This window comes from Acidimicrobiales bacterium (assembly GCA_040219085.1).
GTDB lineage: Bacteria > Actinomycetota > Acidimicrobiia > Acidimicrobiales > JAVJTC01 > JAVJTC01.
Genome location: JAVJTC010000020.1, coordinates 111,079 through 122,736 on the forward strand (window position 1 = coordinate 111,079; position 11,658 = coordinate 122,736).

General features: G+C 65.0%; 11 protein-coding genes. 4 read left to right on the forward strand and 7 right to left on the reverse strand.

The genetic code is table 11. The annotated features are described in order from the left end of the window. Positions 1-15 precede the first annotated feature (15 nt). Both RIE08_07985 and RIE08_07990 read left to right on the forward strand, forming a co-directional pair. Positions 16-993 carry a glycosyltransferase family 8 protein gene (locus tag RIE08_07985; GenBank protein ID MEQ8717538.1) on the forward strand — a complete coding sequence of 326 codons (978 nt, stop codon included), beginning with the start codon at positions 16-18 and terminating at the stop codon, positions 991-993. Further along, on the forward strand, positions 990-1,730 hold the full coding sequence (locus tag RIE08_07990; protein ID MEQ8717539.1) for a sulfotransferase family 2 domain-containing protein: 741 nt from the start codon (positions 990-992) through the stop codon (positions 1,728-1,730). The genes RIE08_07985 and RIE08_07990 overlap by 4 nt, the downstream gene beginning before the upstream one ends. 19 nt (positions 1,731-1,749) lie before the next feature. On the opposite strand, the gene RIE08_07995 is transcribed toward RIE08_07990, so the two are convergent. The 6 genes from RIE08_07995 to RIE08_08020 form a co-directional block, all read right to left on the reverse strand. Continuing rightward, entirely contained in the window at positions 1,750-2,427 is a 678-nt protein-coding gene (locus RIE08_07995) for a sulfotransferase family 2 domain-containing protein (GenBank protein MEQ8717540.1), read from the reverse strand. Continuing rightward, positions 2,408-3,253, reverse strand: a complete 846-nt coding sequence (locus tag RIE08_08000; protein MEQ8717541.1) for a putative capsular polysaccharide synthesis family protein — start codon at positions 3,251-3,253, stop codon at positions 2,408-2,410. Before RIE08_08000 ends, RIE08_07995 begins: the two co-directional genes overlap by 20 nt. Before the next feature lie 54 nt (positions 3,254-3,307). Next, positions 3,308-4,114: a hypothetical protein gene (locus RIE08_08005; protein MEQ8717542.1), complete on the reverse strand. Its 807-nt coding sequence runs from the start codon at positions 4,112-4,114 to the stop codon at positions 3,308-3,310. Further along, positions 4,078-4,992, reverse strand: coding sequence for a sulfotransferase (locus RIE08_08010; protein MEQ8717543.1), 915 nt, complete (start codon positions 4,990-4,992; stop codon positions 4,078-4,080). Before RIE08_08010 ends, RIE08_08005 begins: the two co-directional genes overlap by 37 nt. Continuing rightward, the gene (locus tag RIE08_08015; protein MEQ8717544.1) at positions 4,989-5,708 is read right to left on the reverse strand and encodes a glycosyltransferase family 2 protein; all 720 of its coding nucleotides are present in this window, start codon (positions 5,706-5,708) and stop codon (positions 4,989-4,991) included. Before RIE08_08015 ends, RIE08_08010 begins: the two co-directional genes overlap by 4 nt. 524 nt (positions 5,709-6,232) lie before the next feature. Then, positions 6,233-7,057, reverse strand: coding sequence for a sulfotransferase (locus tag RIE08_08020; protein ID MEQ8717545.1), 825 nt, complete (start codon positions 7,055-7,057; stop codon positions 6,233-6,235). A gap of 82 nt (positions 7,058-7,139) precedes the next feature. Between RIE08_08020 and RIE08_08025 the strand changes: the two genes are divergently transcribed. Continuing rightward, on the forward strand, positions 7,140-8,720 hold the full coding sequence (locus tag RIE08_08025) for an alkaline phosphatase family protein (protein MEQ8717546.1): 1,581 nt from the start codon (positions 7,140-7,142) through the stop codon (positions 8,718-8,720). A 12-nt stretch (positions 8,721-8,732) separates the two neighbouring features. Here RIE08_08025 and RIE08_08030 read toward each other — a convergent pair whose 3' ends face one another. Then, the gene (locus RIE08_08030) at positions 8,733-9,680 is read right to left on the reverse strand and encodes a glycosyltransferase family 2 protein (GenBank protein MEQ8717547.1); all 948 of its coding nucleotides are present in this window, start codon (positions 9,678-9,680) and stop codon (positions 8,733-8,735) included. 152 nt (positions 9,681-9,832) lie between these two features. On the opposite strand from RIE08_08030, the gene RIE08_08035 reads away from it, so the two are divergent. Next, positions 9,833-11,536 (forward strand): GMC family oxidoreductase, encoded by a 1,704-nt coding sequence (locus tag RIE08_08035; GenBank protein MEQ8717548.1) that lies wholly within the window; start codon positions 9,833-9,835, stop codon positions 11,534-11,536. Positions 11,537-11,658 lie beyond the last annotated feature (122 nt).

Here is an 11,658-nt window from a genome sequence, read left to right on the forward strand (position 1 = left end):
AAAGGTGATCCATCCGTGGCTGGCCGGTTCGTCGATGTGGCTTTCTCGATCGATGAGAACTTCGCCAAACAGGGCGCAGTCGTGCTCGCCTCACTCGCAGCGGTGGCCGATCCCGATTCCCATTATCGCGTGCATCTGCTCGGGGACGATCTCACGCCGTCGACGCGCCGGGAACTCCGCCGCATCGCTGAAGACGCCGGCATCGAGCTCAGACTCGTCGAGGTCGACGACAAGGCGATTCGAGCGCTCCCGGAGCTGTCGGGCAAGACCCGGCCCGCCTACTTCCGCCTTCTGCTGCCCGAGATCCTCGACGGCGTGGCAGACCGCGTTCTCTACGTCGACGCGGACACCGTGTTCTGCGCCGATCCTGCCGAGCTCATCGACGTCGAACTCCACGGACGCGCCTTTGCTGCGGTCCGATCGGGATGGAGCCCCTGGCTGTGTTGCGAAGGCGGGCCGCCCAACTGGCGTGAGCTGGGGCTCGACCCCCGAGCTCCTTACTTCAACTCTGGTGTCCTGGTGATGGATGTCGCCGCATGGCGCGAGGAGAACCTCTCCGAGAGGAGTTTCGCCTTCCTCAGCGACAACAGGGACACGATGACCCTCATGGACCAGCAGGCGCTCAACAGCGTCGTCCAAGGGGAGTGGGCTGAGCTACCTCCCCGCTGGAATCAACAGGAGTACGTGTTCTCCCCAACCGGCCTGGCGCGCGTGATCTGGACCGAAGAGGAGGTCCGGGAGGCGATCGACGAGCCGGGGATCATCCACTATCTCGGCCTCCACAAGCCGTGGATGAGCGCAGGGAACCACCCTCAGTCGCAGCGGTGGTTCGATGCACTCGACACCACGAAATGGGTTGGTTGGCGACCCGAGGAACGGTCTCCGGCGGCGGCAGCGTACAACCGGTTGGTGGTGGCCTGGCGTGTGATCAGGCACGGATCGATCAAGGGTCGCTCCAAGGCGCCGAGCCGACATGGCCGCCCGGTGCGATGATCATCTCCCACGAGCACAGTTTCATCTTCATCAAGACCCACAAGACGGCGGGATCATCCATCGAGGCGGCCCTGTCACCTCATGTGGGCGACGACGCGGTTGTCACGCAGCTGCTGCCTGACGAGCCGCCCGAACACAACAGCCGGAACCATCGCGGGCTCTTCAATCCGATCCCAGATGTCGTCGCCGCATTCCGCGCAGGCCATGATCGGCCGCGTCGCCGGGGTGCAGGGGTGTTCGAACCCCTGCTCCGGCTGCGGCGGCGTCAGCGCTACTGGGAGCACATGAGTCTGGGAGCAGCCCTTCGCCACTCTCCGCGGGAGGTCGGGTCCTACTACCGGTTCTGTTTCGAGCGGAACCCATGGGACAAGGTGCTTTCGATCTGGTTCTGGTCCGGGCGCCAGGCGGGGCGGCAGCGGACGATGGACGGGTTCGAGCGGTGGCTCGACATGCCCGACACGCCTCGCGGTCTGAGGTCGGATTGGCACCTCTACTCGCTCGGCGGGAAGCTGGCCGTCGATTTCGTCGGTCGATTCGAGGATCTCGAACAGGATCTCCGGGTGGCGATGCGCCCGTGTGGAGTGGACACGTCGATCCTCGAGATTCCCCACCACAAGAAGGCGCCCAGATCGCCTGACGTTCAGATAAGTCAAAGGGCGAGCCGTCGAATCGAGGAGATGTTCCACCGGGAGATCGAGGCGTTCGGGTATGAGCCGCCTTCTGGCCTCATTGCCTGACGATGCTGTTCGACCACTGCTATTCGTAACCGAAGATCTCCATATCCAACGCGTAGAGAACGGCAGCGCGCTGCCTGAGAGCGGCGGACCAGGCGTTGTCTCTCTTCTCCGTCGCGTTCTTTACTGGCACGTCGGAGAACTCGACGTCGAGATGGGCAAACACCTGTCCGAGGTCGGAGGCCAAGTTCTCCATCCGCCCGAGAAAGTCGATTCGTGTCAGGTCGATGGAGCGGCTCTGGAGCCGGACGTGCGGCTCAGCGTTTCGTAGGTCCAGCGTCTCGAGGTGCTCGAGGAAGCCCTCTGGTGACCGGCTCGAAGGCGGTAGTGCGTAGAAGTTCCGGTCCCGGACCTTATTTCGCCAGCACGACTCCAGGCGGTCAACTGGATGGCGGACGATTGCCCAAGCGAAATAGCTGTCGAATAGCCGTAGCGGTAGTCGCACGTGCGCTGGGTGCCGGGCTTCGCAGGTTATCGAATGGTCGTCGAACGCCTGAAGAAGTGCGCGCGATGCAACCTTTGGGACGCGGTACCAAATGAAAGAACTGCTATGACTAATCGTGACGTCATACGGGCGCAAAGGGGTGAGCCGCAAAGCGCGCTGAAGGTATCGGCCAGGGCGAGTAAGTGTCCGGTCGCGTCCTGGGATCGTTCGGAAGAATCGTTGTGCAATATGCCGCTCAGGCTGTCCAGCGTTCAATGAATTGAGTTCTCTCTTCGCGGGTGTAGAAATGCTCGCAGAGCTCGCTCGAATAGACGGCCGACAGTAGCGGTAGGGGAAGGTTGGCGTTCTTCAGGAACGATGCGTACGGGCCAGCGTTCTTGGTCCGATTCACGTTTACCGGGACGAGCGAAATCTCTGTTGTCTCTCGGAGGAAGTTCCCGATAGCAGATGGGCCTGCACGGTCGAAATCCTCGAATCGAAGAAGTAGGAGCGAGTGGCGGTCACCGGGGATCAGCTGAGAGCCCTGAGTAGGATCGAACGGGTGTGCATAGACATCGATTCCTGTAGTCGCCTCTAGTTCGGTTCGAAACCAGTCTTGCTCGACTCCGAGGCGGCGGATCATGGTGCAGATGTCGTCCCGATGGTCCTCGGCGCTCGAGGAGATGTGGTCGATGGCGCCGCGTTCGAACTGCGACTGAAGGCCGTAGAAATAGGCGGAGACAGCGCGAGCAACAGGTTCACGGACGGCCGTGATGATCTGCCACCGTCGTCGGCGTGAGGCTCGCATGTGCAGGCTGAGCCATTGGGAGCGCCACCAGAAACGCGGTCGATGGCCACTCACCGAGGAGTTCGCTGCGGAGATGCGACGACGCAGCTCCCGCTGATTCAGCGTGTGGGCTTTCAACACAGGTCTCGGAGTTGCGGCCTCTAGCGCGTGGGTCAGAGCGCTGGTTCCGGCCTTCCCCATCGAGTAGACGAGGACTGGATCCTCGCGGCGAAGCAGCATTTCCATCTCGGCCCAAGTGCTGAGCCTGTCGACGACCGAATACCGGCGCCGGGCGACACGCGCGGGTTCCTTCACCCAATGAGAAATCGGGGATAGGGCACCTGCCGGCCGAGCGGTCACCACGGCCGCCTACTGTGCAAAGTCGCCATGCCGCTTCAGGAACTTGGCGAAGGCCGTGTTCGCTAGCACGTTCGTCACCTCGGAGAGGTTGGCGATCCGGTCTGAAGTCTGGGGTGGAAGGAGCCGCTTCAACCCGGATGAAAGGGGGATGCTGGTGTCGACACCCAGGAAAGACAGAATGCAGTGATCGTGGTCGGACGGGTCGGCAACCGCTTCTTCGTAGATGACCTCGAGATGGGATACCTGCTCAACCAGACGCCTGTGACGACGGATCAATCGCATCCTTCGCTCGAGTTGCTCGACCAGGTCGCTCGTCGGAACGACCACTGGCTCCGCGGTGCCACGCCGACCGCGACTGATGAACTTACCGCTGGCGTTCGCAGCCAACGCAGAGACATGGGTGTCGAGGACGTTCTCGCGGACTAGGTGGAGCACGCTGAAATCATGATGTGGCAGCGAAACCAGGAGAGAGGGGTTTCGCCGCAGTTGGTCGTACATCAGTCGGAAGCCGGTAGCCGGCAGGGCGGGGTTGCCGAAGCGAACCGCCAGGTAGCGGTTCTTCGAAACCGCCGGGAGAGCAGTTGAGAGGACGCTGCCGACGGTGGAGCGGTGCTGCCAGCTGTAGTAGGTATCGGCGCTTCCCTGAGACCGTCGGAACAGCTCGCCATCCACCTCGACCTGCGGGTGGCTGCGAAGGCGGTCAGCAAGCCAGTTGGATCCGGACCTCTGGGTCGTGAGGATGATGAACCGCGTGGCTGCCGCCTGGCTCGTAGACGCCATCAGAGAGTCAACGCCCCTTCCGCTCTGGTCAGCCATTTCTCGAACGGTCCGTCGAACCGCTCGGCGAGTTCGGCAACTACGGGCAAGTAGAGCCGCGCCAGCTCACGTTCCACTTCGCGGGGCATCGAAGGACCGCTTGCAGCATTGATCGGCGGAGGTCCACCGTCGGGGAACTCTCGGGCGTCGATGCCGAGGAACTCGGCAAGGGAGGTCAGGAGCCGGTTCGGATCATCTACGACATCGTCGAAGAATCCGAGCCATAGAGAACGATTGCCGTAGACGCTCGACCACGTGTCGATCACGTCAATGTAGTGGCGCGGCGAAATCGAGTGTTGAAGGTGTTCGACGACTGACTCGGGTGACGAGAGGTCGGTTCGTTCCAGCCAACCGTTCCGAGAGCGGTGTTTCAGATGAGACCACGTCCAATCGATGGGGTCTCGCAACATCACCAAGATCTTGGCCTGCGGGCACAGGAGCTGAACGTCGCGGACCTCAGCAACGCCCAACTGGGAGTAGCTCGGAGTCAGTTCACCGCCGATGTACGCGGCGTCGCGCTCGAAGAGCTTGAGGTACCAAGTGTCGTCGGGTACGCCGATATAGTAGCGCCCGAGCCACGCGAGGTCGCGAATTCGGAGGTGTCCGATCGCTGAACGCAAGTCACGCCGGAGCCGGGTCCGAACCTCCTTGGAACGAGCAATCTCGCGCACGCCGTCCCAGCGCGAACTGCGGCGCGACAGGTAGCTCGCTGATTGGAACGAGGGCGAGCGCGTGAAGTAGTGCAGTTCCTTACGTGGGGGAAGCCACGTCGCTGGGTGAGCTCGCAGCGCGCTTGCTAGCCACGTAGTGGCGGAGCGGCCCATTCCTGCGCACAGAAAGTCAACGCGCTGGGTCGTGCTGGGCCGGCGGCCAGTCATCGCAGCTGTGCCATTCGGGTGAGAACACGCTCATCTCGGACGAGGCCTTCCATGTCACGAATCGGGACGATCTGGTTTCGACCTTCCCCCTTCCAGTTCGAATTGAGCCCGTCGTAGTGAAGGTAGCTCAGGGTCTCGGGTTCCGCGATATAGGACCGGAATGGCCTACGGAGTTCGGCTTGATGCACCCGAAGCAACCGGGCAGTTCCACCGCGAATCATATATTTGCGCACCTTGCGTATTTCGTCAGGATACCGCCAGGTGAAATCCGTTGCGCAGCGTTCGGGCAGTGGCTTCTCGACGTTCGATGCGGCGGGAACACGGTGCTGATAGGTGACCAGTTCACCGAACCAGGGCGGAACGCGCCGGAGGAAGTCCTGAAGTGTCGGGATCTGTCCGTCCAAGGCGAGGTACTCGTCCACATCGAAATTCGCAAGCCAGCTGCCCCTACTGGTCATCTGGTAGGCATGATTCAGTGCCCCCCATTGAGCAAACGTCGTCTCGTAGCTGCGATGAATCCCAAACGGAAAGTCCCACTCGACGAGGATGATGTCAGACGGTGTGGAAACCCGGGAAAGTGCGCCTGCCACTTCGTCTCTATCATCGCTCCCGTTGTCGTAGATGAGGACCCGGGAGAAGCCGAGACAAGCGTGATAGCGGGCCCAGTCAGCAAGCCATCGGGCAGGGTTGTTCTTCTGAATGGCGACAATGGCCATGCCGCGTTTCGAGCCCGGCCATCGTCTCGGACGGACAACGGCGGAGAAGGCTCTACCGAAGTGAAGTACGACCTCGCCAAGTGGCCGCCCGAGAGGGCGTGTTGGGAACGTGTAAGCCCATACCTTGTCTTGTCGAGAGTCGGGCCGCGTGATCCTTGCAGTCCCGAGTTGTATTCGACGACCTCGTGAGCTGATCGATTCTGCGCGAATCGGCAACAGGTTGTCAGCGAGGTTTCGCATGGGCGGGCCGATCCCATGCAGTCGCCCCCAGCTGTCGAGGAACCAGTCATAGACGACTGTGTAACGATCGTATTGCGTCAGCTCGCGGGCCGAGATCGGTGTCTGCTCATCCTTGTCAAGTGAGATGTCGTCCGACCTGCGCTCCAAACCGAGATGTCCTGGTACCGACACCGACGAGGGGACATACCGAGTTGGTTGCACCTGCTTGAGGCTAGCGGATTGGCCTCTGAGGGAGCGTCGGCCGAGCTGCTCGGGCTTCTCCGGCCAGCAAGTCGAGGTGGCGATCACGCAGTTTCGTAGCTGTAGTGCCGAAGGAGTTCGAGAGCCTCTGGAATCGCGAGTAGTTCCCGGACGGGATCCTCAGAGCTGCTTTCACGCCACGCTCCCACGGAGTTGGTGGTCACCGCACGCGCTGGGCCGAACCAGGCGGTGTTCGACTTGACGACCGCCGAGGTCGGGTAAGCGAGAAACGCGGTTACGAAGTCGACTTCGAGGAACTCGCAGACTCGGCGAAGGGTCGGCTCGTACTGGCCTACGAGATCCTCATAGCGGATCGTCAGCACTTGGGGATGGTCCTCGACGGCCTTCCCGGCTCCCACGTCGGCGACCCAGCGCCGCGGCTGGACATGGGTCGAGTCGGGATTGCTCGGGTGTCTCGACCTGACAACATCACGGCCGTCTCGCACGATGTTGAGAAGTCGAATGCCGGCACCAAAGTGATCGATAAGCCTCTCGAAGTACCAAACATTGCGGGGCGTCTTCTCGCACCATCGACGTGCCGTGGGCGAGATCGCGGACTCGACCAGGTGTTCGTACAGTAGTTCGAGGCGAAACGGCGCATCGAGTCCGAGCTCAGGCTTGAGGGCGCCTCGACACAGCGCGCCGGTCTCCTGGGGAATGGCATGGATCTCCGGATGGCATGAGAGGACGGAAAGCAAAAGCGTCGTGCCCGACCGTCCGCAGCCGCCAATCACGATCGGTTCGCGGCTCAATTGTCGGATCCGGCGCACTCGTCCCGGAAGGGCTCGTGTCAGGAGGTAGGTGTTCGAACGGAGCCAGGCCCGCTTGTGTCGGTAGTGGAAATCGTCCTTGACCCTGTCGAGTCCCATGCCCGTTCACCACTTCTCGCCGTTCGACCAACGTGCCGCGACGCGGACGGCCTGGAAACTAGCACCTTGGATGTGGTAGCGAATGGCTCCAGTGGCTCCCAACCTTTCTCCAGCAAGTTCCCGACCCCATCATGTGGTCTACGTCGGATTCGACGCCATGGACCACCGGGCGGCAGGGAAATTCGCGGCGGCTGGCGCCATGCCGAATGTCGCCAAGCTGCTGGCTTCTGCGCCTCACACCGTGGTGAAGAACCCGGTCGGGTTCGTCGTCGGCGGGATCTGGCCCAGCTTCCGCACCGGCCGCTGGCCCGGGCGGCACGGGCGGCACTGCTACGTGCAGCTCGAGGTCGGCACCTACGACTTCGTGCCCGTCGCTCCCGCCGACATCGACGGCACCCATTTCTGGGTCGACGTGGCTGCGGCCGACAAGCGCATTCTCGCCATGGACATGCCCTTCAGCGTGGCCGTCCCCGAGGCCGGCGGCGTCCAGATCCTCGACTGGGGATCACACGACAGGCGGGTGGCCTACGCCACGGTGCCCGAGCCCGAAGGCGCTGCGATTCTCGAGGCGCACGGCGAGCACCCCGTGAAGCCCAAGTGTGATGACTTCGCTCGCGCCGAGAGGTGGGAGGAGCTGCGCGACGGGTTGGTCAGAGGGGCCGCGACCCACGCGGACATCCTCCTCGACGAGGTCGCCCGTGGCGACTTCGACCTGATCGCCACGGTGTTCGGGGAGAGCCACTGCGCAGGCCACCAGCTGTGGAAGATCCACGACACGGCCTACGTGGACCACGATGCGCAGCTACGGGCGGAACTCGGCGACGCGTTCGTCGACGTCTACAGCGCCCTCGACGCCCAGCTCGGCCGGCTGCTCGATGCGCTGCCCGACGCACTGGTCTATCTGCACATGAGCCACGGCATGGGAGCTCACCACGACGGCGACCATCTCCTCGCCGAGATCCTGCGCCGCCTCGACGACCCCGGCGCCCGGACTGGCGTGCGCGAGCGCCTCGGCCGCCTCGCCCACCGGGCCAAGGGACTGGTCCGGCCGCTCGTCCCTCACCGCTACCGGCGTGCCGCCTACCAACGGCGCCGCTCCGGCGTCGCCGACAGGATCGTCGAGGACCGCCGCACACGGCGCTTCTTCCACCACCCCAACAACACGATGTACAGCGGGATCCGGATCAACCTCGAAGGGCGGGAGCCCGAGGGGAAAGTGTCACGTGCCGAGCTCGACGATACGGTCTCCTGGCTCCGAGCCGAGCTCGAGTCCCTCGTCGACCCCGCAACCGGCCGAGAGCTCGTCACAGCGGTCCTGCGGGTGTCCGACCTCTACGACGGTCCGCACCTCGACGAGCTTCCGGATCTCGTCGTCGACTGGAACCGTGACGCACCCATCTCGAAGGCGTCGTCGCCGACGATCGGCACCGTCACTGGTCGCTACGCCAGCACCCGATCCGGTGACCATCGCCTCGACGGCCATCTCTTCGTCACCGGACCCGGTTCCGAAGGCATCGACCTCGGTGAGTCCGTGGATCTCGTCGACATCGCTCCGACGATCGCGGGACACTTCGGGGTCACCCTCGACGACATCGACGGTCGGCCCATTCCCGGCCTCGCCGAAGTCACCGTGGCGAGGCGTGGGCCGCAGCCGTCCAACTGAATCCGACGGAGCTCAGGCTTCGTCGCGGGCCTCGTACCAGCGCGGAATCGCCTGGTCGTCGGCTGGCAGAAAATCGCGCCAGTCGCGCAGGCGTACCGGACGGTTGCCGAGGCGCGTGCGGCGGAGTCGGACCTGATCCCAGTCCCCCGAGTACACCGCGCTGACGTGGTCGCTGCGGCCGGCAATCGGATGGCGGCGGTTCCGTTCGATGCGTTCGGCTACGAGCGCGGACCGGCGCCGGAAGTCCGCCTCGGCCCGGAACGGGAAGTGGTGGGTGATCACACCGTCCGCGGGCTCAGGCCACGGAACCTCCGCAGTAGCTGCCGGCCGGTGCAGCCCCCACCATTGGCGCGGGCTCGGCGCCCCCGGGTCGACGCGCAACAGCTGGTGCTTGAAGTGCCCCGCCGCACAGTAGGCGACGAGTTCGCGCTCACACATCGGCTGGAAGTCGATCGGATGACGCGCCCGCACGTTTGCGGGCTCGCGGTCTGGGTAGTGGTTGTAGAACGTCGAACCCACCACCGGGAAACCGCTGTCGAGATCGGCGAGATACGCGCGGATCGTCCGGCCCCCCGGGCCTCGTGGGAACTCGTCGGCGTCGAGGTGCAGCCACCACGTCGGCTCCCGGAGCGTCTCCGCCGACACAGACGTGGCGATCTCGTCGAGGAGCCTCGAGCGGGTGTCTTCGAACGGGTCGTCTGCTCCTGGCGTCGCGACCACCTCGGCGCCGGCTGCGACCGCCCTCGTGACCGTCTCGTCGGGGCTCGAGTGGTCGATCAACAGGAAACGGTCACATCCCTGCGAGAAGGCGTTCATCACCGTTGCCTCGATGATGTCCTCCTCGGCGAACGCGAAGCAGACCGCGATGAGGCGGAACGACGGCAACGGCGAGGGGTCCGCCGGCCGGGGACGCACCACGGTCGTCCGCGCCCCCGCGGGGCGGTTCCTGAGGCGGCGCACGGCCCACTTGATCCTGTTGGCAACATGCCGTGCCCGGCTCACAGTCGTTCCGTTCTCTCCTGTGCCGGTCGGAGCCAACACTTGACCATCGAGGTTCGCAGCCGATCACCTTAGGGAACGAAGCCATCCACAACTCGACCGGAGAGAAAACGGTGATCATCGACGCAGCCTCTCTCGCCGGCAGCAACAGCCTGGAGACCGATGTGTGCATCGTCGGATGCGGGCCCGCCGGCGGAACGGTCGCGCTGGAGCTCGCCGACCGCGGACTCGAGGTCGTTGCTCTCGAGGCGGGCCCCGACGGGATGCCACCGATGCCCTCCGACGGGGAGACCGCCGAGGTCACCGGCGTGCCGTATCCGGTCGAGGCGTCACGGCTCGAGCACCTCGGCGGGTCCGCGCCGATGTGGCACGTGTGGAACCCTGGAGATGGCGGGCCGCTCGTTCGACTCGGCCCGCTGCGCGCGGAGCACTTCGAGGAGCGACCGTGGCTGCCCAACACCGGTTGGCCGTTCGGCCGGGACCACCTCGAGGGCTGGTTCGCCCGCACCGCCGACGTGCTCGGGATAGCGGAACCCGACTTCGGCGTCCCCGCTGCTCTCGACGCCGTCGCCCGGGACCTCGTCGACGGGTTCGTGCCCGGGACACTGAGGTTCGGCCCACGTAGCGCCATCGTGGAGGTCCAACGCCGGCGGCTCGAGGCCTGTCCCGCACGGGTCGTGGTCAACGCCCCGCTCATCCGGCTCTGCCCAGGTCCGGGCGAAGCCTCCATCGCCACCGCCGTCGTCCGTACCCCGGCCGGCGAAGAGGTCCACGTGGCGGCTCGGGCGTTCGTGCTCGCCGCCGGCGGCATCGACAACGCCCGCGCGCTGCTGCTGCTCGCCGGACCCGACGACCGCGGACCCGGGAACCGCCACGGGCTTGTCGGCCGGTTCTTCACCGAGCACCCCCACCGTCGCACCGCAGTCATCCGTACGAGGTCCTCGCTGCTCGACCCGGTCGAACAGACCCGACACGCGACCACCGACGGCGAGCTCTGGTTCTTCACCGACCCGGACGAGGCCCGCCGCCGGGGAACCGGCTCGCTCGGGATCGGCGTCAACGCGGCCGGTCCCCTGATCTTCGCCCGGGGCCGCTGGCTCGACCGGCCAGCCGAAGGCGACGGCGCCTTCGGCGAGCTGTGGCGCCACTCCCTACGCCACGACCGGAGCCCATCGCCCGCCGACCTTGTCCGCGCCGGCGTGCGCGATCCCGTGCCGGCCGCGTCCCACCTCGCCCGACGGGCCGTGGCCGCGGTCGACGCATGCCGGCTTGCGAAACGTCGCCGCTCCGAGGAGCGCTTCTACTCGCTGCACGTGATGGCCGAGCACCGCTCGCTGCCCGACAACAGGGTCACCCTGTCCCCGCGTAAGGCGAGCGACGGCCTCCCCCTCGCCCGGCTGCACTTCACCCTCGACGACGGCACCCTCGCCGACATCCGGGCGAACCACGAGGCCTTCGTCGACAGCCTACGGCGCCGCCTCGACGGGGAGCTTGTCAGCCGTTCCGCCGACTACCGCTCGCCTGCAGGCTTCAGCTGGGGCTACCACCACATGGGGACGACCCGCATGCATCCCGACCCCGCCCGAGGCGTCGTGGACGCCGACTGTCGTGTTCACGACCTCGACAATCTCTACGTCGCCGGGTCATCGGTTTTCCCCACGTCCGGTGTCACCAACCCCACGTTCACCCTCGTCGCCTTGGCACTTCGGCTGGCAGATCACCTGGCGGGGCTGCTCCTGACCGGCGACGAGGGCGGTCGGCGTCCGGAAGCCGCGCCAGGCCAACCGAGCGATGCCCGTTCGAGCCCACCGACATAGGCCCGGTGCGCTCTGTGACGGCGCTGGACGACCTCGTCCTCCTCCCAGAATGGGGTGATGTCGTCGGATCCGCAGTATCGGGAGAGGGCGATCTCGAGACTGGTTCCTGCGGTCTTCTCGGT

Excerpts from the sequence above, each read along its gene's own strand:
- RIE08_07990 (MEQ8717539.1), top strand. The coding sequence starts at position 990 with ATGATCATCTCCCACGAGCACAGTTTCATCTTCATCAAGACCCACAAG.
- RIE08_08005 (MEQ8717542.1), bottom strand. The coding sequence starts at position 4,114 with ATGGCTGACCAGAGCGGAAGGGGCGTTGACTCTCTGATGGCGTCTACG.
- RIE08_08010 (MEQ8717543.1), bottom strand. The coding sequence starts at position 4,992 with ATGACTGGCCGCCGGCCCAGCACGACCCAGCGCGTTGACTTTCTGTGC.
- RIE08_08015 (MEQ8717544.1), bottom strand. The coding sequence starts at position 5,708 with ATGGCCATTGTCGCCATTCAGAAGAACAACCCTGCCCGATGGCTTGCT.
- RIE08_08020 (MEQ8717545.1), bottom strand. The coding sequence starts at position 7,057 with ATGGGACTCGACAGGGTCAAGGACGATTTCCACTACCGACACAAGCGG.
- RIE08_08025 (MEQ8717546.1), top strand. The coding sequence starts at position 7,140 with ATGGCTCCAGTGGCTCCCAACCTTTCTCCAGCAAGTTCCCGACCCCAT.